Raw genomic sequence first — 23227 nt, forward strand, 5'->3', positions numbered from 1 at the left:
CGGCCCGAGCAGAGGGCTAAACGGTGTAACCGCGAGCCGGAAGCCCGTTCTGTCCGATGATCCTGGACAGCGCGACCGCGCTCTCCTTGATCGTGCGCTGCTGCGTCTCGAAGTCGACGTGCACGATCCCGAACCGCTGCGAGTACCCGGCCGCCCACTCGAAGTTGTCGAGCAGCGACCACGCGAGGTAGCCGCGGACGTCGGCGCCCTCGGAGATCGCCCTGTGCACCGCGCGGACGTGGTCCACGAGGTACTTCGTCCGCTGCACGTCGTTCACGCGGCCCGCAGCGTCGACGACGTCCGGGAACGCGGACCCGTTCTCCGTGACCACCAGCGGCACCCCGCCCGCGTCGCGGGACAGGCGCACCAGCAGCTCGGTGAAGGCGTCGGCGTTCTGCTCCCACCCGAACCCGGTGAGCTCGCCCCGCGGCGGCTCGATCGTGACACCCCGCAGACCCGCGTGCGGCCCGGCGGGCACGTGATCGGGGTCGGCCGGCGCGACGCGGGTCGGGTTGTAGTAGTTCACGCCGATCCAGTCGATCGGGGTCGCGATGGTCTCCATGTCCCCGTCGCGCACCACGTTCGTCCAGTCGCCCAGCCACGCCGTGTCCTGCAGGACGTCGAGCGGGTAGCCGCGGCCGAGGACCGGGTCGAGCAGGATGCGGTTCTGCAGCCCGTCGACCTTGCGCACGGCCTCCCGGGAGGCCTCCGAGTCGCCGTCACCCCAGATGGTGCTGAAGTTCAGCACGATCGACAGGCGGTGCGAGTCGGGTGCCTGCGCACGCAACGCCTGTGTGGCGAGGCCGTGCGCCAGCAGCAGGTGGTGCGCGGCCTGCAGGGACGCCACGGCGTCGGTGATGCCCGGTGCGTGGATCCCGTTGCCGTAGCCGAGGAACGCCGAGACCCACGGCTCGTTCAGCGTGGTCCACGCCTGCACGCGGTCGCCGAGCCGTTCGTGCACGATGGCGGCGTACTCGGCGAAGCGGTAGGCGGTGTCGCGATTGCGCCAGCCGCCGAAGTCCTCCAGCACCTGCGGCAGGTCCCAGTGGTACAGCGTGACCAGCGGCTGGATGTCCTTCTCCAGCAACGAGTCCACCAGCCGGTCGTAGAACGCGAGCCCGCGCTCCTCGACCGCGCCGCTGCCGCTCGGCTGGATCCGCGGCCACGCCACGGAGAACCGGTACGAAGCCAGCCCCAGCGACTTCATCAGCTCCACGTCGGAGGCGTAGCGGTTGTAGTGGTCGCAGGCCGGGTCACCCGTGTCACCGGCCAGCACCTTGCCGGGCGTCGCGGCGAACGTGTCCCAGATCGAGGCGCCACGACCGTCCGCGGTGGTCGAACCCTCGATCTGGAACGCCGCGGTGGCCGCCCCCCACAGGAAGTCCGGCGGGAAGGTCAGCACCTCCCGCCCGACCTCGACGTCCGAGTCGGTCGTCATTCAGTCACATCCTCGTGGCTTGATCCCTGCGGTGTTCTATCCCTTTACGGCGCCCTGCATGATGCCGCCGACGATCTGGCGCGACAGCAGGACGAAGATCGCGATCACCGGCAGCACCGCGATGGAGGCGCCGGCGAGCATCAACGAGTAGTCGGTGTAGTAGCCGCTGGCGAGCGTCGACAGCGCGACCTGCACCGTCGGGCTGTCGTTGGGGTCCAGCACGATCAACGGCCAGAAGAAGTCGTTCCACGCCGTCATGAACGTGAACATGCCGAGGACGGCGGCCTGCGGGCGCACCGCCGGGAAGCCGACGTGCCAGAACGTCCGCAGCACCGAGCAGCCGTCGACGCGCGCGGCCTCGATCAGCTCGAACGGCACGGTCTCCTCGCACGCCTGGCGCATCCAGAACACCGCGAACGACCCGATCAGCACCGGCACGATGACCGCCTGCAGCGTGCCGTACCAGTCGAGGTCCGACATCAGCATGTACAGCGGGATCACGCCGAGCTGCGTCGGCACCATCGCGGTGCCGAGCACGACCAGGAACAGCGAGTCGCGGCCCTTGAACCGCAGCCGCGCGAACGCGAACCCGGCGAGCGTGCCCAGCACGACGTTCGAGATCGCCACGGTCGAGGCCACGATGAACGAGTTCTGCATGGCGAGCCAGAAGTCGACCGTGTCGAAGACGCGGGTGATGTTCTCGACCAGGTTGCCGCCGGGGACCAGCGGCGGGACCTTCTCGCCGAGGACCGAGTTGTCCTTCGACGCCACGATGAACGAGTAGTACAGCGGGAACACCGACGCCGCGAGCACGGCGACCAGGAACCCGTACAGCAGCGGTCCTGCCTTCGCGTTCTTCACGATCACTCCTTGCCCGCGATGCGCCGCGTCAGCGTGAAGTTGACGATCGCGACCAGCAGGACGACCACGAACAGCATCCACGCGATGGTGGCCGCGTACCCGGCGTCGAACAACCGGAAGCCCTTCTCGTACATGTAGAGCACCAGCGTCTGGAACTGCCGGTCGGAACCACCGGTGGAGTTGTTGGCGGCGAACCCGGGGTCGAACAGCGCGGGCTCGGCGAACAGCTGCAGACCACCGATCGTCGAGGTGACGACGGTGAACAGGATGGTCGGGCGGATCGACGGCACGGTGATCGACCAGAACATCCGCCAGCGCGACGCGCCGTCCAAAGTGGCCGACTCGTACATGTCCTTGGGCACCGACTGCATGGCAGCCAGGTACAGCAGCGCGTTGTAGCCGGTCCAGCGCCACATGACCATCGTGGACACCGCGAGGTGCGAGGCCCAGGTCTCGGCGCGCCAGTCGATCGGGTCGACGCCGACGAGGCCGAGCAGGAAGTTCACGATGCCGAAGTCGCGGCCGAAGAACTGCGCGAACACCAGCGCGACCGCGGCGACCGAGATGACGTTGGGCAGCAGCACGCCCGCACGCCAGAACGCGCTTCCGCGCAGTCCCCGGTCGAGCAGCGCGGCGAGCCCGAGCGCCGCGAGCAGCTGCGGCACCGTCGAGAGCACGAACAGGCTGAGCGTGTTGAACAGCGCGTTCCAGAACTTGGTGTCGCCGAAGAGCTCGGCGTAGTTGGCGAAACCGACGAATCCCAGGTTCCCGTCGATCAGCTGCCACTCGTGCAGCGACACCCACGCCGTGTAGACCAGCGGGTAGAGCCCGAAGATCCCGAACACCAGGAAGAACGGTGCGATGATCAGGTACGGCGTGTACTTGGCGTCCCAGTTGCTCAGCCGGAAGCGCTTCGGCTCCTTGGAAGACGAGACCGAGACGGCCGGGGCCGCCTCGGTCTCCGTGCGGACAGCCGTCACTTGGCGGCGTCCGTCGCTTCCTTCAGGGCCTGCGTCCACGCCTCGGCCGCGGACTGCTTGCCCTGCTCCACGCGGGTGAGCGCGGTGGCGAACACCGGGCCGACCTTGGAGTCCTTCGTGCCGCGGTAGGTCGGCTTCAGCGACTCCGCCGAGGTCGCGAAGATCTGCCCCACCGGAGCGGAGTTGAAGTACTCGTTGACGGTCGCCTGCACCTCGGCGTCCTGGTAGACCTTCGGCTGGCTCGGCAGGTTGCCGGTCTCCTTGAAGATCCGCTTCTGCTGCTCGGGGGCCGTCAGCCACTTGGCCAGCTCGTAGGCCTCCTTGGGGTGCTTGCTCTGCTTCGGGACGGCGAGGAACGAGCCACCCCAGTTGCCGCCACCGCCGGGCGCCGTCGTCACGTCCCACTTCCCGGCCGCCGCGTCGCCGGCACCCGCCTTGATCAGCGCGAGCGCCCAGGCCGGGCAGGTGGTGGTGGCGAACGAAGCCTGCTTCAGCGCGACGTTCCAGTCCTGGCTGAACGGCTCGAGGGCACCGGTCTGCTGCTTGGTGCCGAGCGCCGCCGCCGTGTCGAACGCCGTCTTGACCTTGTCGTTCTTCTCCGCGATGTACGAGTCGTCCTTCGCGAAGTAGCCCTCCTCGGTCTGGTCGAGAATGGCCTTGTAGACGTTGCGACCGGTGTCGACGAACTTCACGTTCGGCGTCTTGGCCGTGAACTGGTCCGCGACCTTGGCGTAGTCGGCCCAGGTCGGCCACAGCTTGGCGACCTCGGTCCGGTCCGTCGGCAGCCCGGCCGCCGCGAACAGGTCGGCGCGGTAGCACAGCCCGAGGCTGCCCATGTCCGTGCCCAGCCCCAGCACGAACTCGCCGTTGTCAGCGGTGCCCTGGTTCCACTTCCACCCGGCCCACTGGTCCTTGAGGTCCTTGGCCCCGTACTCCGCGAGGTTGACGAACTTGTCCTTGGAGGCGCGGAACTGCGAGACCACGCCTTCCTCGAGGGCGACGATGTCCGCGGCACCACGGCCACCCGCGAGCTGAGTCGCGAGCTGCGTGTTGTGCTGCTCCATCTTGACCTTGCGCTGCTCGATCTTGATGTTCGAGTGCGAGGCCATGTACTCCTCGATGAGTTTGTCGTACCCGAAGTCGGAGAACAGGCCCAGCGACAGCTCGATCTTGCCGTCGGCCCCGGAACTCCCGCCGCACCCGGCGACCAGAACCATCACGAGGGTCGCAGCGACGCTGCCGACCAGCCTTCTGCTCATCCGTCCTCCTCGACGACGCCGTGAGCGGCGCTTAACTGTGATGAGAGCGCTCTCACACTCAACCGGAGACGCGCGGGTGTCAAGCGGTCGACATCGTTCCGTAACTTTGTGGAGAGAGGCAACAAAAACCTGCGCCGGATCGCCGGGCGTGTCGGGTGGACCGGGTGCCCGGCTGGTCCCGGACGCGTCTCCAGTGTGCCTGACGTGCGAAGAGGGACGACCGGGCCCTCGCTCCGGTCGTCCCTCACCCCAGGTAGAGGGGACCGGGGGCGGATCGTGACGCGCGGGGCCGAGATTTTTTGCCGGAAGCCGGTTGAGGGGCGCCCGGGGTGGGTAGCGCAGGGTCGCGCGTCGCGGTCTGCCGAGGCCTGTGCCGGACGGGTCAGCTTGCGCCGGCTTGTTCCTGCTCCAGCGAAATGGTCACCATTGTGCGCGTATCGTGCGCGCCTATTTCATCACCGCGACTCTCACACCATCACCGCTGGTCAAAGCCGTACGAATCGCCATGAATATCTCGGTCAGCGGCCGACCAGGTGAACAATTTCCCGCCAGAAAAGCGGTAGTGAGGAGACATCACTGTTGTCGCGAAGCGGCGATGAATCGACTGCTCCGCGGCCCACGCGAACGCAGCGGAGGCCCGGTGCCCCGACAGCACCGGACCTCCACCGATCCCCCGGTCGTGCGGCCCCTGTTCCGCACGCCCGAACCCGCCTGGCCCCGAGCCCCCGACAGCGGGGAGCCAGGCGGGGCGTCCCCTACGCCTCGGCCATGCCGGCCACCACGGAGTTCCGGGCAGCACGGCGGGCGGGGAGTGCCGCGGCGATCACGGCCGCGACCACCGCCAGCCCGAGCATCACGCCGATCTGGCCGAACGGGATGGAGTAGCTGATCCGCAGCTCCGGGTTCGACAGGGCCTCGACCAGCAGCCAGCCGAAGCCGGCGCCCAGGACCACGCCGGCCACGGCGCCGATCAGGGCCATCAGGATCGACTCCACCACCAGCATCTGGCGCAGCTGGCCCCTGGTGAGGCCCAGGGCGCGCAGGAGGGCGGACTCGCGGGTTCGTTCCAGGACCGAGAGGGTCAGGGTGTTCGCGATGCCGAACAGGGCGATGACCAGGGCCAGGCCGACGAGGGCCCAGATGAACAGCAGGATCTGGTCGATCTGCGCGTTCAGCTCCGCCTTGGTCTCGGCCGCCGAGTTCAGCACGGCCACCGGGGACGACGCGATGGCGCGTTCCAGGTCGGTTCGGGCGACGGTGATGTCGGTGCCGGGGGCCAGCTTGACCAGCAGTTTCTGGTAGCCCTTGGGGGCGTCCTTCATGATCGCCTGGGCGGCGGGGAGGGTGACGATGCCGGCGCCGTAGGTGTTGTCCTTGATCAGCGCGGCGACCTCGAAGGTCTTGTCGTTGATCTTGACGGACGAACCGATCGACAGGCCGGCGTCCTTGGCCTCGCGCTCGCGGAGGACGATCTCGTCGTCCTCGAGACCCGTCAGGGTGCCGCCCGCCAGCTCGGGGCGGACCAGGGTGCCGATGGCGTCGGACGGGTAGCCGGTGACGTCGCCGTACTTCAGCTTGTCGGACTCGCCGTAGACCTGCAGCTCCTGCGCGATCTTCTCGACGTTGCGGACCTTGGTCAGCTCGTCGGCGAACTTCTGCGAGAGCGGCTGGCTGTAGACGTTCGAGGTGACCTCGTAGTCGGCCGGGAAGCGCTCGTCGACCTTCTTGCTCATGGTCTCGCGGCCGCTGCCCGCCACGACGGTCACCATCGCGACGATGGTCACGCCGATCATCAGGGCCGCGGTGGTGGCGGCGGTGCGCTTCGGGTTGCGGCCCGCGTTGGCCGAGGCGAGCTTCGCGGGGACGCCGTGCAGCGCCTTGCCGAACAGGCGGTTCACGAGGGGCACGTACAGCGGGCCGACGAGCAGGACCGCGAGCAGCAGCACCATCGTGCCGCCGCCGGTGATGAACATCGCGGCCTCTTCCTTCTCCTGCTGGAGTCCGAAGTAGACGGCGGCGCCACCGGCCAGGGCGATCAGGAGGGCGAGGACGACGCGGACCTTGCCGGTGCGGGCCACGTCGTCCTGGCTGTCCGGCTGCGAGCGCAGGGCCGCCACCGGGGCGACCTTCGTGGCGCGGCGGGCCGGGAGCACGGCGGACAGGACCGTCACGACGACACCGACGGCGAAGCCCGCGGCGATGGTCGTCCACGTGATCGGGAGGCGGATCGGGAAGTCGTCGCCGCCGGGGCCGCCGACCGAGCCGATGAACGCCTGCAGGCCCGCCGAGACGCCGAGTCCGCCCAGGATGCCGAGGACGGACGCCGCGAGGCCCATGAAGACCGCCTCGGCGAGCACGCTGCGGAACACCTGACCCCGTTCGGCGCCGACGCAGCGCAGCAGCGCCAGCTCCTTCGTGCGCTGGGCGACGAGGATGGTGAAGGTGTTGTAGATGACCATGCCCGCGACGACCAGCGAGATCGCGGCGAACGCGAGCAGGACCGACCTGATCTCGCCGGCGGCGTCACCGACCTGCTCCAGCGTCGCCTTGGTCAGCTGCTCACCGGTCTGCACCTGGTAGCCGGGGCCGACGGCCTTGGTGATGTTGTCGACGAGCTGCTGCTGCGACACGCCGTCCTTCGCGACGGCCACGATCTCGTAGACGTGCTGCTTGGGGATGACCGTGCGCAGGCCCTCCGGCGACAGCACGACGTGGTCGCTGCCGGACATCGAGATGCTGCTCGCACCCTGCTGGTAGGTGCCGACGATCGTGAACGGGTGCTCGGCGTTGTCCTCGTCGAGCAGCTTGAGCTTGTCGCCGACCTTGAGCTTCGCGACCTGCGCGGTCTTCGCGTCGATCGCGGCCTCGTCGGCCTTGACCGGGAACTTGCCGTCCTTGAGGTCGAAGTCGCGCAGCTTCTCCGTGGTGGGCAACGGCTGCACCAGCGCGTTGCGCGCCTTGTTGTCGCTGCCGAGCAGAGCCGCGCTGCCGAACTCGCGGGCGTCCGCACCGGCCACGCCCTGCGCCGCCTTGATCTTCCCGACGAAGTCGGCGGGGATGCCGTTCTCACGGTCCGGGCTGTTCTCGGTCATGTGCACCGCGGCGTCGACGTTGCGGGCGCCGCGGGCGAAGTTGTCCCTGGTCTGGGCCTCGACGGCGTCGCTGAGGACGAGGGTTCCCGTCACGAACGCGACGCCGAGCGCGATGGCGATGCTGGACAGCACCAGCCTCGCCGTGCGGGCCCGCAGGCCCGCGAGGATGGTCTTCAGCATTACCTCACGCCCCCAGGTGCGTGAGGGCGTTCACGACGGACTCGGTGGTGGGCTGGTGGATCTCGCCCGCGAGGCGGCCGTCGGCGAGCAGCACCACGCGGTCCGCGTAGCTCGCGGCCACCGGGTCGTGCGTCACCATGATCACGGTCTGGCCCAGCTTGCGCACCGACATGCGCAGGAAGTCGAGGACCTCGGCACCGCTTCGGGAGTCCAGGTTGCCGGTCGGCTCGTCGGCGAAGATGACCTCGGGGCGGGCGACGAGGGCGCGGGCGCAGGCCACGCGCTGCTGCTGGCCGCCGGACAGCTCGGTCGGGCGGTGGGTGAGCCGGTCGCGCAGGCCGAGGACGTTGACGATGGTGTCGAACCACTCCTTGTCCGGCTTGCGCCCGGCGAGCTCGAGGCCCAGCAGGATGTTCTGCTCGGCGGTGAGCGTCGGCAGGAGGTTGAACGCCTGGAAGACGAAGCCGACGCGGTCGCGGCGCAGCTTGGTGAGGTCCTTGTCGTTCAGCTCGGTGATCTCGGTCTGTCCGATGTGGATCGCGCCGCTGTCGACGGTGTCGAGGCCCGCGAGGCAGTGCATCAGCGTGGACTTGCCGGAGCCGGACGGACCCATGATCGCGGTGAACCTCCCCGCCTGGAACGCGACGTCGATGCCGTCGAGCGCCCGCACCGCGGTGTCACCCCTGCCGTAGACCTTCACCAGGTTGTGGGCCGCCGCCGCGGTCCGGGTGCCGACCTCGGACACCAGTGCAGACATGTCGCTCGCCTTCCTCACAGGGGATGTTCCGTGCTGAGGAAGAAGCTATGAGGAGCCTGAGTGCGCTGACATCAACTCCGCGACGCGTTGCGCGTCAGCCTGAGGTATGACAACCGGGGCTAGTCGAGCAGACCCCGGTCGTACGCGATGGCCACGGCCTCCGCGCGCCGCGAGGCCCCGAGCTTCGCCATGATCCGGGAGAGGTGCACGGAAACGGTCTTCTCGCTGATGTAGAGCTCCTCGCCGACCTCGCGGTTCGTCCGTCCCGCGGCCACGAGGCCGAGCACGTCGCGTTCGCGCGGGGTGAAGAGGTCGACGTGCTCGCGCACCGGCTCGTCAGCCCTGAGGGTGATGCGGGCCCGCTTCGCGCACGCCGCGACGGCCTCCGCGAGCGGCACGGCCTTCAGCCTCGTCGCCACCTCGTCGGCCTGGCGCAACTGCTCGGCGGCCTCGTCGCGGCGGTCGGCCCCGAGCAACGCCTCCGCGAGCCGCCACCGGCACAGCGCCTGCTCGAAGACGACGCCGTAGGCGAACTCGTCGACGGCGGCCTGCCACAGCGCCGGGTCGCCCGCACCCTCCAACCTGGACTCCTCGGCGAGCGCGCGGGCGAGCCACGCCCGTCCCTCCGGGCCCAGGACGCCGGCGCGCGGCTTGCCGTTGCGCGCGGTCAGCCGCACGTGCTCGGCGAGCTCGTGCCCTGCCGCGACGGCCTTCCCCTCGGCCCCGGCGTCCCTCTTGCGCCGGGCCTTCGCGGCGATCTCGGCGTGCGCCGCGATGCCGATCGCGCCGATCCGGATGCCCGCCAGCATCCACGGGCCGCCGAGCTCGCGCGCCCACTCCAACGCGTCCGTGACCCGTTCGACGGCGAGCTCCGGACGGCCGCGCCACAACGCGAGCTCCGCGCCCGTGCCGCCGTTGATCAGCGCGATCTGGATGTCGCGGTGCCAGTCGCTGCGCAGCTTCGTGATCATCCGCTCGGACGCGGCCAGGTCGCCGCGCGAGACCGTGAGGTGCGTGCTCGCCGACGCGAGCCGTGCGAGCACCGTCGACGACACCGACATGCCGGGCGGCTCGCTGGCCCACGCCGCGTAGTCCCAGTCGCCGCTGTAGTAGTGCACCAGGACTTGCATGATGCGGATCTCCAGCCCGAACATGCTCCAGGTCAGACCGGTCTCCTTGGCCCTGTCCCCGGCGAGGGTGAAGACGCGGGCGGCCTCGGCCAGATCGCCGTGGTCGTAGTGCATCAGACCGTAGTAGAACCAAGCCCTCAGCTCGTTGTTGAACGCTCCGACCTCGCGTGCGCACTCGATCGCACGCTCGAAGCTGTCCTTCGCCTCCCGCAGCCGGTTCGCGTGGTCGTCGAGGATCGCGAGGGTGCCCAGGCCGTCCGCGACCGCTCCCGGCGCGTTCGCCGTCCGGCCGTCGGCGATCGCCAGCTCCGCGGCCTCCCGCGCCTCGTCGTCGCGGCGTTGCTGGCGCAGGGACGACGCCTTGCCCGCGAACACGCGGGCGCGGGTCGGGCTGGGGTCGCGGTCCTGCACGAGCGCGAGCGCCTTCCGGAGGGCGAGGAAGTGCTCCTCCTCGTTGCCGTCGAGGATCGACAGCGCCTGCGAGAGCCGCAGCCAGATCTCGGCGGCCTCCTCGGGGGTCTGCTCGGCGCCGATCGCCTTGGTGGCGCTGCGGGCGAACGCCACGGCGCGTTCCGGCTGCCCGGCCGTGCCCGCCACCCAGGACGCGCGCCGCAGCAGCACCGACTCGTCCACATCGGACGGACGGTCGGCCTCGGGCACGGCGTTCCACAGGTTGAGCGCCTTCTCCAGGTAACGCAACGACTCCGCGGGCGCGCCGGCCCGTTCGGCCTCCTTGGACGCCTGGATCGAGGCGGTGAGCGCCAGCGGCAGGTCGTGGCTCTCGAAGGCGTGGTGGGCCAGCGCCGCCGCGGTTCCGCGCTCGTCGGGCCGCCGGGCCAGGTGACGCGCGTAGGCGGCGTGCAGCCGCACCCGTTCGCCGGGCAGCAGGTCGCCGTAGACGGCCTCGCGGACGAGGGCGTGGCGGAACGTGTAGACCTCGTCGTCCCCCACGACGAGCAGGTGGTGCTGGACCAGCTCGCGCAGCGCCGCGTCGAACGCGAGGTCGGTCATGCCGGCCACCTCGTGCAACCGGTGGTGCCGCACCCGCCGCCCCCAGGCCGACGCCACCCGGACGGCGTGCTGCGCTTCGGGACTGAGGCTTTCGACGCGGCTGAGCAGCACGTCGGCGAGCGCGGACGGCAGCGACCTGGCGTCGTCGCAGATCGCCACCGCGATGAGTTCCTCGGCGAAGAAGGCGTTGCCCTCGGAGCGTTCCGCGACCTGCTGGACCACGTCCTCCGGCAGGTCGTCGGACAGCGCCTCGACGAACCGGCGGGCGTCCGCCGCGTTGAACGGCGTGAGGTCCATGCGGTCGACGGCGGGCAGCCGGACCAGCTCGGACAGCAAGGGGCGCAACGGGTGGCTGCGGTGCAGGTCGTCCGCGCGGTAGGTGCCGACGACCAGCAGGCGCTGGGAACGCAGGCGGGACAACAGGAACGACAGCAGGTAGCGGGTGGACGCGTCGGCCCAGTGCAGGTCCTCGACGACGAGCAGCACCCGTTGCCGCTCCGAGAGGTCGCCCAGCACGCCGAGCACGGCGTCGAACAGCTGGAGCTGTCCGACGTCCTGCTCGGGACGGCGGCCGGGGACCAGGCTGGGCGCGATCATGGCCTCGGTGCCGGGCTCCCGTGCGGCGGGCAACGCGAGCTGCGGCAGCAACATCGCGAGCGCGGGCCGGTTCACCACGGCGTTCTTCACCGTGCCGAGCGCCTCGGCGAACGGCAGGTACGGCAGGCCCGTCTCACCGGCGTCGAGGCACCGTCCCGTGAGGACGAGCGTGTCGTCCGCTCCGGCCGCGAGCTCGTCGACCAGCCGCGTCTTGCCCACACCGGCGTCGCCCGCGAGCAGCACCGCCCCCGCGGTGCCCTCCCCCGCCTTCGCGAGTGCGGCGCGCAACCGGTCGAGCTCGCGGTCGCGCGCGACCAACGGGATTCCGGAACCGAGACGCGCCACAAGAGGCATGCTGTCACACGTCATGAGCGGGTGCTGCTGTGTTTTCCGGAGGTGCGGTGCATCACGCGGCTGAACCACGACGGCATGTCCCGGTTCGCCCGCCGCCAGGTGCACATCGCGTTGCCGCGCCGGTAGTCGATCTCCGCCTTGATCGCCTCAGGGGTCCATTCGGTCATGGTCTGGAGGTTCGTCCTGAGGCGGCACCTCCGGCATCGGTCGATCACGCAGTCCTGGACGCGGAAACCCTTACCCCACGGTCACCGCGCGCGCACGGGCGAGCCGCGCCCTCACACCGTCGGCTTCCGGCGCTCCCAGCTCGGTGAGCAGCGCCAGGGCGCGTTGCCAGTGCGCCGCCGCACCCGCCGCGCCGAGCCGGTCGAACACCGCCGCCAGCCGGTCGTGCGCCAGCGCCTGGTGGTACGGCGAGACGGCGTCGCACGCCACCGCCAAGGCCGTGCGGGCCGACGACAGCGCGCCCTCCATGTCCCCGGTCTCCAGCAGCGCCGTGGAGATGTCCACGTGGCAGGCCGCTTCCCCGCACTGCTCGCCGACCTCGTGGTACATCCGCAACGCCACGCGCAGCCACGGCATCGCGTCGTCGAAGCGCCGGCCGCTCAGGTACAGCAGGCCGAGGTGGTGGTGGGCGTTGGCCTCCGCCCACTTCGACCCGGCGACGCGCGAGATCTCCATGGCCTCGCGGTAGTGGGTCTCGGCCTCCTCCGCGCGCCCCATGTCCTGCAACGTTCCGGCGATCGTCGTCAGCGCCCGTGCCTGCTGGTGCACGTCCTCCTTGCGGCGCGCCACCTCCAGGGCGTTGCGCTGGGCGTGCAGGGCCTCGTCGTAGCGCTCCATCTGCAGCAGGGCGATGCCGACGTTGAACTGCATGACGAACCGGGCGTCGTCGTCGTTCAGCGCGATCGCGGCCTGCAGCGCGGCCTGGGTGATGCGCAACGACGTCTCGCGCTCGGTCCGCAGCCACAGGTACCGCGACAGGGTGTACGGCAGCTGCCACGCGTGCACGTGCCAGCCCGTCGCGGACGCCAGTTCCGCGGCGGCGATCAGGTTCGCGCGCTCGGCGTCGAACCACGCCATCGCGTCGGCGGCGCCGGACAGCGCGGGCACGTGGACGGGCCGGTGCTCCGGCGCCACCAGGACGCTGCCGCGGTTGATCGGGAGCAGGCCGTCTGCGATGTCCGCGCAGTGCAGGTAGTAGTCGAGCATGCGGCCGGTGGCGGCCCGCCGCTCGGGTTCGGACAGCTCCCCCGCCAGTGTCTTGGTGTAGACGCGGACCAGGTCGTGGGCGAAGTGGCGGCCCGGTTCGCTGACCGACAGCAGGTTCGCGGCCGTCAGGGCGTCGAGCGACCGCTGCGCCTCCGGCAGCGGGACCTCCCCCATCGCGGCGACCACGTGCGCGGTCAGGTCGGCACCGGGGTGCAGGCCGATGATCGCCAGCAGCCGTGACGCCAACGCGGGCAACGCACGGCGCGAGGCGTCCAAAGCCGCTCTCACGGTGCCCTCACCGTCTTCCAGGCCGAGGGCGGCCAACCGGCCGTGCTCGTCCTGGAGCTCCTCGACCAGTTCGGCCACGCGCAGCTTCGGTGCGACGGCGAGGCGGGCGGCGGCGATGCGCAACGCCAGCGGCAGGCCGTCGCACAGCTCGGCCAGCTCGCGCAGCGCGTGGCTCTCGGCGTCCGAGCGGCCGGCGACGCGGCCCAGCACGGCGACGGCGGCGTCCGGGTCGAGCATGTCCAGCTCGACGAGCTTGGCCTCGACCTGCGCGACCAGCCCCACCAGGCGGCGCCGGGACGTGACGACCACGCACGAGGGCGCGCCCGGCAGCAACGGCAGCAGATCGGCCGAGCCGCGGACGTTGTCGAGCATGACGAGCATCCGGCGGTCGGCCAGCAGCGTGCGCAGCAGCGCGGAGCGCTCGTCGACCGAGACGGGCGTGTCCCCGGCCGGGACGCCGAGGGCGCGCAGGAAGCGGTTGAGCACCTCGCCGATCTCCAGCGGCTCCCGGTTCGGGTCGTAGCCGTGCACGTCGACGTAGAGCTGGCCGTCCGGGAACTCGTCGCGGACCCGGTGCGCCCAGTGCAGTGCCAGCGCCGTCTTGCCCACTCCGGCCGGGCCGGTCACCAGCAGCACCGGGCCGTCGTGGCCGCGCAGCAACGCGTCCATGACCGCCACCTCGGCGTCGCGGCCCACCAGCGAGACGGGGGCGCGCGGGAGCTGCGCGGGAACCGTCACGGGTGCGGGTTCGGCCGCGGCCTGGGGTGTCGTGCGCACCGGCGCGCGGACTGGTTCGGGGCTCTCCCCCGCCAGCACGGCCTGGTGCACGCGGCGCAGTTCGGGACCGGGCTCGACGCCCAGTTCCTCGATCAGCACGCCGCGGGCCTCCCGGTACGCCGCGAGCGCCTCGGCCTGCCGCCCGGCCTGGACCAGCGCCCGCATCAGCAGGCCGTGGCCGCGTTCGCGCAACGGGTGCTCGGCGACCACGGCGGTCAGCTGCGAGACCAGCTCGGGGCCCTGGCCGATCGCGAGCCCCAGCTCGGCGCGTTCCTCCAGCACCGCGAGCCGCCGTTCCACGAGACGGCCGCGTTCGACGTCGAAGAAGAGCCCGGAGACCCCGCCGAGCGGCTCGGCGCGGAACAGCGCCAGCGCGTCGTCCAGCTCGACCGCGGCTCCGGCGAGGTCACCGGCCGCGCGCAGGCGGTGCGCGAGCAGCACCTGGCGTTCGAAGACGTCGAGGTCGAGCGCACCGGGGTCGACGCGCATCAGGTAGCCGTCGCCGACCGACGTGAGCAGCTCGGCGGGAGCCCGGCGCGCGCGGGCCGGTTCGAGCGCCCGGCGCAGGCCGGCGACATAGGTCTGGACCAAATTCACGGCGCTGGAGGGCACGTTGTCGCCCCAGACAGCTTCGATGATCTGGCCGCGGCTGACCGGCGTGCCGCGGGCCAGCAGCAGCACCGCGAGGACGGCGCGTTGCTTCGCCGCACCGAGATCAACCTCTTGACCTGCGCGAACGACTCGGAGAAGGCCGAGAACCTCGTACCTGAGGGGTTCCTCGCCGTGCGTCACCGATGTGTCCTTCGCCTGTGGGCCACCTGGAGCTCGAAGATCACTTCAGTCGGGCTCCAGTCGTGCTGTAGAAGGCATTCTTACGCTTAGCGTGTCCAACCAACCACAGACGGCGAGATCAACGGAAACCGGAGATCACCGAGTGGGAACAGGTTGGACCGGACAGCGGAACACCCGCTGCTCCCCATGATCGACGTGGGTCGGCCGGCGTGCAAGGGGCATCCAGCCCGCGGCGGCGGAACGCCGGCCGGCCCCCGTCCCCCTTCGCGAAGAGCAGAAGGCCCCGGCTGGATCATCCAGCCGGGGCCTTCTCGTGCACCTGTCACTCAGCTGACAAAAGAGCCGGTCTTCGCGGCGGCGAGGAAGGTGTCCCATCCGGCGCCACCGAACTCGAGCCGCGCTCCGTCCGCGTTCTTGCTGTCGCGGACTGCCGCGCCCGAAGGGACGAGCGCGATCTCCACGCACTCCGGCCCACCGGCCGACGACCGGCTGCTCTTGCGCCAACGCAAGCTTTCCACTGTCTGTTCACTCCCGATCGCGGTCACGCGAGAGTGCGAGCGATCTCAGTGATCAGGGTTGCCGATTCCCGCTGACTCAGGGCGGACTTCACGAGGCGCTCGAACATCTCGGCGTAGGAATGGACGTCTGATTGTTGCTCGAGGTAGACGCCGCTTCTGGTGCTTTCGATGTACACGACGTCGGGGTCGAGCTGCTCCGGAAAGCTCAGGATGACGAACGGGCCGTCCATCGCAGCATGACCACCGGCGCTGAACGGCACGACCTGGGTCGTGACGTTCGGCAATGCACCGACTTCGAGGAGACGCGCCATCTGCACGCGCATCACCCCGGCGCCGCCGACGAGCCGGCGCAGGGCGGCCTCGTCGATCACGACGTGCAGGCGCAACGGGTCGTCCTCGCTCAGCAAGGCCTGCCGGGCCTTCCGCAACCGGACGCGCCGGTCGATCTCGGCGGCGCTCGCGTCCGGCAGCACCTGGGAGATCAACGCCCTCGTGTACGCCTCGCACTGCATCAGACCCGGGATCATCAGCCCCTGGTAGGTCCTGATCGAGTCCGCGTCGGCCTCGTACCCCACGTAACGACCGGGCACGATGTCGCCGAACTCGTCCCACCACGCCTTGCGACGGGCTTCCCTGGCCAGCTGGACCAGTTCCTCGAGGGTGGCGGTGTCCGCACCGTAGGCGGCGAGCATGTCCCGCACGTCACGCGGGCTCACCCCCACACGGCCCGTCTCGATGCGGCTGATCTTGGAGGCCGAGCACTCCAGGCGCTCTCCGACCTCCTCGATCGTCAGCCCGGCCGTCTCGCGCAGTCTCCGGAGCTCGCTCACGAGCCGCCTCTTGCGCAGGGTCGGGCTGCTACCCCGTGGCATCCACACCTCCTGGTCCGCACCAGTTTGAGAGCAAAGGAGCGCGCCGCAAAGAGACGTCATCCATTCGTGTACTGCAACTTGCAGATCGCAGGTGCGGCGCGACAGGCTGCATGGGCTGCTTACGTAGGGACTGGAGCTCTGAGCCTGATGGCCGTCACGGTGTTCAGCCAACTGGACAAGTCGCTGCACTCGCACCTGGCCACGCTCACCGATCTGGCCCAGCGCGGCGACGACCAAACCGCTCTCGTGCTCGCCAGGGTTGAGCTCCCGAGGGTGGTGGCGGTGGTCGAGGCGCTGCTGGACGAGCACCAGCCCGACGAGCACGGCCGGTGCGCGACCTGCAGGCGCGGCTGGTTCTCGAGGCGGATGCCCGCACCGTGCCGTGCCTACCTCTCCGCGCAGCTCGTCCTGACCGTCGTCGGGCAGGAGACTGCGCACGGCAAGCACCTGCGCTCGGTGGGCTGATTTCCGGAACCGGTGGTTTAGCCCCCCGGTTCCGCCACGACCTGGGCCGGCTCCGCACCCCCCGACCGGAGCCGGCCCTTCTACGTCATCACCTCGCGTGACGATCTTCGTCAAGATCAACACGGTTGGCTGAAAGATCTGCCGCGGCGCGGTTCCCGGCCTCATCATGGAGAACGACGCGGCCCGATCCGCCCAGGACGCCTGTGCCGACACGGAGGTGTTCCCGTGCCGACCCCGCACGACCGCGCCGACGAGCTCGATGCCGTGCGGCCGCGCCGGTTGCTGCCCTTAGGTCGCGTGCCGCGCCGCTAGAGCCCCATCCCGGCTCGCTCCCCCTTCCCCGCCCTGCGCCTGAAGGCGCACAGGGCCATGCCGTCTTTCCTCCGAAGGGACATCTGTCGTGAACCACCCGCCCAGGTCCAACGCCGGCGAGCACACCCCGCACGGTCCACCGCTGGTGCTCAGGAACGACCTGCCCGCGAGCTTCGTGCTGTTCCTGATCTCGATCCCGATGTCGCTCGGCATCGCGCACGCCACGGGCGCGCCGCTGATGGCGGGGATCATCTCCGCGGTCATCGGCGGCGTCGTGGTCGGCGCGCTCAGCGGGGCGCCGTTGCAGATCAGCGGGCCGGGCACCGGTCTCGTCGTGATCGTCGCCGGGCTGGTCGCGCAGTTCGGGTGGGCCGCCACCGCGGCGATCACGCTCGCCGCGGGCGTGCTGCAGATCGCGCTGGGGCTCACCGGGATCAGCCGCCTGGTGATGTCGCTGTCGCCGGCCGTGGTGCACGGGATGCTCGCGGGCATCGGCATCTCCATCGCCGTGGGACAGCTCGTGGTGGTGCTCGGCGGCACGGCGGCGTCGTCCGTGCCCGCGAACGCCGCCCTGCTGCTGCAACAGCTCTCCGGCCCTCAGCTCGGGTCGGTGGTGGCGGGCGTGGTCGCGGTCGTGGTCCTGTTGCTGTGGCCGCGGGTCCCGCGCGCCTCGGTCATCCCCGCACCGCTGGTCGCCGTGGCCGTCGCGACGGGGCTGGAGCTGGTGCTGCGCCTCGACGTCGCGCGCGTCGACCTACCGGACAGCCACGCCCTGGTGTTCCCGGAGATGCCCGAGGGGAGTGCCGGCGCGGTGGCCACGGCCGTCGTCACGGTCGCGCTGGTGGCGAGCATGGAGTCGCTGCTGTCGGCGGTCGCCACGGACCGGCTGCACGACGGGCCGCGCGCCCGGCTGGACAAGGAGCTCGTCGCGCAGGGCACCGGCAACGTGCTCGCGGGCGCGCTGGGCGGGTTCCCCATCAGCGGCGGCCTGGCCCGCAGCTCCACGAACGTCGCGGCGGGCGCGAAGACCCGCTGCGCCGCCATCTTCCAGGGCCTGTGGATCGCGGTCGCGGTGCTGGCGTTCTCCTCGGCGCTGGAGCTGATCCCGCTGGCGGCGCTGGCGGGCGTGCTGCTGGTCGTCGGGCTCAAGCTCGTGTCGATCGACCGGATGCGGACCCTGTCGCGGCACGGCGAGTTCGTCGTCTACGCGGCGACGGTGCTCGGCGTCGTCCTGTTCGGACTGCTGGAGGGCGTGGTCGCCGGCCTCGCCATCGCGCTCCTGCGCGCGTTGTACCGGTTGACGCACTGCTCGGTGCGCGTCGAGGGCGACCGGGTGTGCGTGCGGGGAACGCTGGTGTTCCTGGGAGTCGGGCGGCTGGTGCGCGAGCTGCGCAGGCTGCCGCTGGGCCGGACCGTGGTGCTGGAGCTGCACGTCGACTACCTCGACCACGCCTCGTACGAGGCGATCGACGACTGGCGCGAGGGGTACGAGCGGCTCGGTGGCCAGGTGCGGGTCGACGAGGTGCACGACACCTGGTACGACCGGGCGAACCAGGGCAAACCCGGACGGCGCAAGACGTTGCCGGGCCCGCTGCCGCGCTGGTTCGCCCCGTGGTCGCACTGGCAGGGCACGCCCGGCGAGGTCACGCTGCCCGCTCAGCGCTCGTCCGCCGAACAGCCGCTGGAGAGCGATCCGATGCTGCGCGGGATGCACGAGTTCGAACGGCGTTCCGCACCGCTCGTGCGGCCGTTCCTGCACGAGCTGGCGGTGCGCGGACAGCGGCCGCGGCAGCTGTTCATCACGTGCGCCGACTCCCGGGTGGTGCCGAACCTGATCACCACGTCCGGGCCGGGCGACCTGTTCTGCGTCCGCAACCTCGGCAACCTGGTGCCGGTGCCGTCGGCGGGCGACAGCTCGGTCGGCGCGGCGATCGAGTACGCGGTGGAGAACCTCGGCGTCAGCACGATCGTGGTGTGCGGGCACTCCGACTGCGGCGCGATGAAGGCGCTCGTCAAGGGGTCCGCCTCGCGCGGCTCGCACCTGCACTCGTGGCTGCGCAACGCCGAGCCGTCGCTGATCCGGTTCCACGCGCCCACCGCCCCCGGCTGCGCGCAGCTGCCGGTGGCCGACCGGCTCGCCGTCGCGAACGTCGCCCAGCAGCTCGACAACCTGCTCGGTTACCCGAGCGTGCGGGAGGCGATCGCCGCGGGCACGTTGTCGTTGAAGGGCCTGTACTTCGACATCTCCAACGCCCGCGTGTACCTGGTCGACCCGGACCGCAACGGGCTGGAGCCGGTGCCGTCACCGGCCTAGAACGTGAGGAGCCGCCCCGAAGAACGCTCGGGACGGCTCCACTCCGGACGTTCTCCTAGCAGGTGCCGACCCAGGAGCACTCCACGTCGAAGCGCTCCTTCACCGGAACCGCGGTGCGGTCCTGCGCCGGGGCCTTGCGCTGCTGCGGCACCGACTGGACCTGCGGCGAGGCCGGCTGGGCGGCGCCGTCCGAGGCCAGGCGCACGGCGATCCTGTCCTCGATGTTCCTCGGGTTGTTGAACAGCAGGACGTTGTTCTGCACCACCGAGAACACGAGGTCACGACCGGCTGCCGTGCGCACGTAGCCGGACAGGCCGGACACGCCGGACAGCGAGCCCGTCTTGGCCTTCACGTTGCCCGCCGCCGGCGTGCCGCGCATGCGGTTGACCAGCGTGCCGTCGACACCGGCGACCGGCAGCGACGCCTGCCACGCGGCGAACCACGGCTTGGTCCTCGCCTTGACCAGCACCGAGGTGAGGTCGTCCGGCGAGAACTGGTCGAGCCGCGACATGCCGGAGCCGTCGAAGACCTCGACGGCGTTCGGGTCGACGCCGAGGCCCGACCACTTGGTGCTGAGCTGGTTGACGCCGTTGACGAACGAGCCGCCCGCGGTCTTGACCAGCACCTCGGCCAGCATGTTGTTGCTGTCCTTGAGCAACGGCACGTTCAGCTCGCTGAGCTTCATCGACGTGTCGGTCGCGAGCACCGCGGCACCGGCCGGCGCCTTGGCCCTCTTCACCCCGCCGGTGACGGTGATGCCGTTGGCCTGCAACGCCTTCTGGAACACCGAGCTGACGAGGCCGGTCGGGTCCTTGACCGTCGAGAGCCGCGTGGTCTCGACGTTCGTGGACCCGCTCACCCTGATCACGTTCGTGCCGTGCTCGCGCTCCACGACGATGCCGGCGCCGCCGGTGGTCGCCGTGGACGCGATCTGCACGTGGTCGTTCGCCGGCTCGACGGTCACGACGGCCGGGGCACCCGCCGCGGCGCCCGGCTTGACGCGCACGACCACCGTGCCGGCGCTGAACTTCGCGTCGGGCGAGAGCGTGAGCGCCGAGGTCTCCGCGCTGTAGGAGTACGGCTCGTCGTCCCACGCCCAGCCCGTGCCGTACGGCTGCGCGTCGAACTTGGTGTCGTCCACGACCAACGCGCCGTTGACCGTTGTGACACCGCTGGCCTTCAGCGTGTCCGCGAGCTGCTGGTAGCGCAGCCGGGACATCGTCGGGTCACCGCCGCCGCGCAGCACCAGGTCGCCGTTGAGCGTCGACCCGGACCTGGTGCCGCTGGAGACCAGTTCGGTCTTCCAGCGGTGGTCCGGGCCCAGCAGGTCCAGCGCCGTCGCCGTGGTGAGCAGCTTCAGGTTCGACGCGACCTGCGAACGCCTGCTGCTCTGCCTGGTGTAGATCACTTCACCGGTACCGGCGTCCCGCACGACCAGGCCGACGTCCGCGCCCTTGAGCGCGTTGTCGGCCAGGATCGCGTCGAGGTCCGCGGTGAGCGCCTCGTTGCCGGCCGCTCCCGCGCCGCCGCTCGACGTCAGGGTCAACCCTGCCGCCGCAGCGACGACCACCCCCAGGATTCGCAATTTCACGCTTCCACCTCTGATCGATCACCCGACCACAACGTGTGGAAGCTACCGCTCTTGTCGATGCGCCTGTACGTGTGCGCGCCGAAGAAGTCGCGCTGTCCCTGAACGAGTGCGGCGGGCAGGCGCTCCGAACGGAGTCCGTCGTAGTAGGCCAGAGCGGACACGAAGCCCGGCGTCGGCACGCCGGATTCGACCGCACGGACCACGACCCTGCGCCAGGCGGCCTCCGCGTCGCGCACCGCGTCGCGGAAGTACTCGTCCACCAGCAGGGAGGCGAGATCCGCGTTGTTGTCGTACGCCTCGCGGATGCGGTTGAGGAACCGCGCGCGGATGATGCAGCCGCCGCGCCAGATCGTCGCCATCGCGCCGAGGTCGATGTTCCAGTCGAAGTTCTTCGACGCCTCGCGGATCATGTCGAAGCCCTGCGCGTACGCCACGACCTTCGACGCGTAGAGCGCCTGGCGCACGTCGTCGACGAGTTCGGCGTCCGGCTTCGCGACGACCTCGGCGGCGCCGAACGCGTCGCGCACGGCCTTGCGCTGGTCGGTGTGGCCGGACAGGGACCGCGCGAACACGGCCTCGGCGATGCCGGTGACCGGGACGCCGAGCTCCAGCGCCTCCTGCACGGTCCAGCGGCCGGTGCCCTTCTGCTCCGCGGCGTCCTCGATGACCTGCACCAGCGGCGTGCCGTTCGCGTCGACGTGCTTGAGCACCTCGGCGGTGATCTCGACCAGGTACGACTCCAGGTCGCCCGAGTTCCACTGCGTGAAGACCTCGGAGATCTCCGCCGGCGTCTGCCCGCCGATGCGGCTCAGCAGGTCGTACGCCTCGGCGATCAGCTGCATGTCGGCGTATTCGATGCCGTTGTGCACCATCTTCACGAAGTGCCCGGCGCCGTCCGGTCCGACGTGCACGCAGCACGGCTGACCGTCCACCTTCGCCGCGATCTCCTCGAAGACCGGCCCGACGTGCTTGTACGACTCGGCGGGGCCGCCCGGCATGATGCTGGGGCCGTTGAGCGCGCCCTCCTCGCCACCGGAGATGCCGGCGCCGACGAACAGCAGCCCCTTCTCCTTCAGCGCCGCCTCGCGGCGCCGCGTGTCGGCGTAGTGGGCGTTGCCGCCGTCGATGACCATGTCGCCCGGCTCGAGGATCCCGCTCAGCTCGTCGATGACGGCGTCGGTCGGGCCACCCGCCTTGACCATGATGATGATCTGGCGCGGCGTCTGCAGGCTGTCGACCAGGTCCTGCAGCGTCTCGGCGCCGACGAAGTCGCCCTCGTGGCCGTGCTCGTCGAGCAGGGCCTTCATCTTCGCGGGCGTCCGGTTGTGCACGGCGACCTTGAAGCCGTGGCGCGCGAGGTTGCGCGCGAGGTTGCTGCCCATGGTGGCCAGGCCGGTGACCGCGATACGTGCTTTGCCTTCCGTCATAATGCACAGCCTGCCGTGTTCTCGGGTATTACGCGAGACGTCACAGGGTGTTCTCAGCCTTCGTTTCGCCAGGTGAACCGCGTCACGTGCCGGTACGTAGTGCTAGGCGTAAGTTGGCTTCATGACGGAATTCACGAGCGTGGGACGCTCGGCGACCGACCGTGCTTCCAGGTACGGATCGCAGCTGGTGAAGCACTTCACGCACAAGGACCTCGAAGGGTCCTGGGAGGACGGACGCGGGTTCGTGCGCTTCTCGGTCGGCGTGGCGGAGTTCGAGGCTTCGACCGACGCGCTGATCATGCGCGTGGTCTCGTCGTCGGAGGAGGACGCGGCCCGGCTGCGCGACGTCGTCGAACGGCACCTGGTCCGGTTCGGGACCCGCGACGAGCTTTCCGTCACGTGGGACTCAGGTAGCGAGAACTGACGCCGCCAACCCGATGAGAGCGGTCCCACAAACCCGCTCGAACACGGCACGCGTCCTCGGCTTGCTCAGCAGCCGGCCCAGCTGACGCGCCGAGGGCACCACGAGAACCCAGAACACCGCGAACACGCCCACCGTGACCGCGCTGAGGAGCGCCGCCTGCGGCAGAGGTGCGGCCTTCGGGTCCATCGCCTGCGGGATGAGGCTCAGGAACGTGAGCATCACCTTGGGGTTCAACAGGTCGCACAACATGCCGCGCAGGAAGACGTTCCGCTGCCGCGGCTGTTCCCCGACGGGCTTGCCGGCGCTCCGGAAGGTCATGAAGCCCATGTGGACCAGGTAGGCCGCGCCGATCGCCTTGACGACGAACAACGCCGTCGGCGCCGCCGCCACGAGAGCGGACAACCCGACCGTCGCGAGCGTCGCGTGGACCAGCAGCCCGGTGAGCACCCCGAGCGCCGCCTCGATCCCCTGACGCAGACTCCGCACCGCGTTCCCCATGACCAGTACGAAGTCGGGGCCGGGCACGACCGTGATGACCACGAGCGCCAGCAGGAACGACGTCCACGCGATGTGCAT

The 23227-nt window shown here is 70.4% G+C and carries 17 protein-coding genes; 3 read left to right on the forward strand and 14 right to left on the reverse strand.

Annotation, left to right across the window (positions count from 1 at the left end):
• Positions 1 to 16: 16 nt before the first annotated feature.
• The 11 genes from L6E10_RS07785 to L6E10_RS07835 form a co-directional block, all read right to left on the reverse strand.
• Positions 17 to 1438: a GH1 family beta-glucosidase gene (locus L6E10_RS07785; RefSeq protein ID WP_236218209.1), complete on the reverse strand. Its 1422-nt coding sequence runs from the start codon at positions 1436 to 1438 to the stop codon at positions 17 to 19.
• Between the two features lie 36 nt (positions 1439 to 1474).
• Positions 1475 to 2305, reverse strand: coding sequence for a carbohydrate ABC transporter permease (locus tag L6E10_RS07790; RefSeq protein WP_090095709.1), 831 nt, complete (start codon positions 2303 to 2305; stop codon positions 1475 to 1477).
• Positions 2302 to 3201, reverse strand: coding sequence for a carbohydrate ABC transporter permease (locus L6E10_RS07795; protein ID WP_240010263.1), 900 nt, complete (start codon positions 3199 to 3201; stop codon positions 2302 to 2304). The genes L6E10_RS07790 and L6E10_RS07795 overlap by 4 nt, the downstream gene beginning before the upstream one ends.
• 74 nt (positions 3202 to 3275) lie before the next feature.
• Entirely contained in the window at positions 3276 to 4538 is a 1263-nt protein-coding gene (locus L6E10_RS07800) for an ABC transporter substrate-binding protein (RefSeq protein ID WP_236218214.1), read from the reverse strand.
• A gap of 755 nt (positions 4539 to 5293) precedes the next feature.
• Positions 5294 to 7810, reverse strand: a complete 2517-nt coding sequence (locus tag L6E10_RS07805; protein WP_236218216.1) for an ABC transporter permease — start codon at positions 7808 to 7810, stop codon at positions 5294 to 5296.
• A gap of 4 nt (positions 7811 to 7814) precedes the next feature.
• Entirely contained in the window at positions 7815 to 8567 is a 753-nt protein-coding gene (locus L6E10_RS07810) for an ABC transporter ATP-binding protein (protein WP_236218218.1), read from the reverse strand.
• A 119-nt stretch (positions 8568 to 8686) separates the two neighbouring features.
• Positions 8687 to 11659 carry a helix-turn-helix transcriptional regulator gene (locus tag L6E10_RS07815; protein WP_236218220.1) on the reverse strand — a complete coding sequence of 991 codons (2973 nt, stop codon included), beginning with the start codon at positions 11657 to 11659 and terminating at the stop codon, positions 8687 to 8689.
• Between the two features lie 11 nt (positions 11660 to 11670).
• Positions 11671 to 11826, reverse strand: a complete 156-nt coding sequence (locus L6E10_RS07820) for a hypothetical protein (RefSeq protein ID WP_236218222.1) — start codon at positions 11824 to 11826, stop codon at positions 11671 to 11673.
• 70 nt (positions 11827 to 11896) lie between these two features.
• Complete coding sequence (locus tag L6E10_RS07825; protein ID WP_236218224.1) at positions 11897 to 14728, reverse strand: AfsR/SARP family transcriptional regulator; 2832 nt, start codon at positions 14726 to 14728, stop codon at positions 11897 to 11899.
• A 326-nt stretch (positions 14729 to 15054) separates the two neighbouring features.
• Positions 15055 to 15237 (reverse strand): DUF397 domain-containing protein, encoded by a 183-nt coding sequence (locus L6E10_RS07830; protein ID WP_236218226.1) that lies wholly within the window; start codon positions 15235 to 15237, stop codon positions 15055 to 15057.
• Between the two features lie 32 nt (positions 15238 to 15269).
• Positions 15270 to 16118: a helix-turn-helix transcriptional regulator gene (locus L6E10_RS07835; RefSeq protein WP_236218228.1), complete on the reverse strand. Its 849-nt coding sequence runs from the start codon at positions 16116 to 16118 to the stop codon at positions 15270 to 15272.
• Between the two features lie 147 nt (positions 16119 to 16265).
• Between L6E10_RS07835 and L6E10_RS07840 the strand changes: the two genes are divergently transcribed.
• Positions 16266 to 16583 carry a hypothetical protein gene (locus L6E10_RS07840; protein WP_236218230.1) on the forward strand — a complete coding sequence of 106 codons (318 nt, stop codon included), beginning with the start codon at positions 16266 to 16268 and terminating at the stop codon, positions 16581 to 16583.
• A gap of 400 nt (positions 16584 to 16983) precedes the next feature.
• Positions 16984 to 19209, forward strand: coding sequence for a SulP family inorganic anion transporter (locus L6E10_RS07845; protein WP_236218232.1), 2226 nt, complete (start codon positions 16984 to 16986; stop codon positions 19207 to 19209).
• Positions 19210 to 19264: 55 nt separating this feature from the next.
• On the opposite strand, the gene dacB is transcribed toward L6E10_RS07845, so the two are convergent.
• Positions 19265 to 20800 carry a D-alanyl-D-alanine carboxypeptidase/D-alanyl-D-alanine-endopeptidase gene (gene dacB, locus L6E10_RS07850; RefSeq protein ID WP_236218235.1) on the reverse strand — a complete coding sequence of 512 codons (1536 nt, stop codon included), beginning with the start codon at positions 20798 to 20800 and terminating at the stop codon, positions 19265 to 19267.
• Positions 20797 to 22227 (reverse strand): NADP-dependent phosphogluconate dehydrogenase, encoded by a 1431-nt coding sequence (gndA, locus tag L6E10_RS07855; protein WP_236218237.1) that lies wholly within the window; start codon positions 22225 to 22227, stop codon positions 20797 to 20799. Before gndA ends, dacB begins: the two co-directional genes overlap by 4 nt.
• 121 nt (positions 22228 to 22348) lie before the next feature.
• Here gndA and L6E10_RS07860 point away from each other — a divergent pair, with 121 nt between their 5' ends.
• Positions 22349 to 22651: a DUF2218 domain-containing protein gene (locus tag L6E10_RS07860; protein ID WP_236218239.1), complete on the forward strand. Its 303-nt coding sequence runs from the start codon at positions 22349 to 22351 to the stop codon at positions 22649 to 22651.
• Here the strand turns inward: L6E10_RS07860 and L6E10_RS07865 are convergent.
• Positions 22634 to 23227, reverse strand: coding sequence for a LysE family translocator (locus tag L6E10_RS07865; RefSeq protein WP_236218241.1), 594 nt, complete (start codon positions 23225 to 23227; stop codon positions 22634 to 22636). The genes L6E10_RS07860 and L6E10_RS07865 overlap by 18 nt on opposite strands.

Source organism: Lentzea sp. CC55 (assembly GCF_021056325.1).
Classification (GTDB): Bacteria; Actinomycetota; Actinomycetes; order Mycobacteriales; family Pseudonocardiaceae; genus Lentzea; species Lentzea jiangxiensis.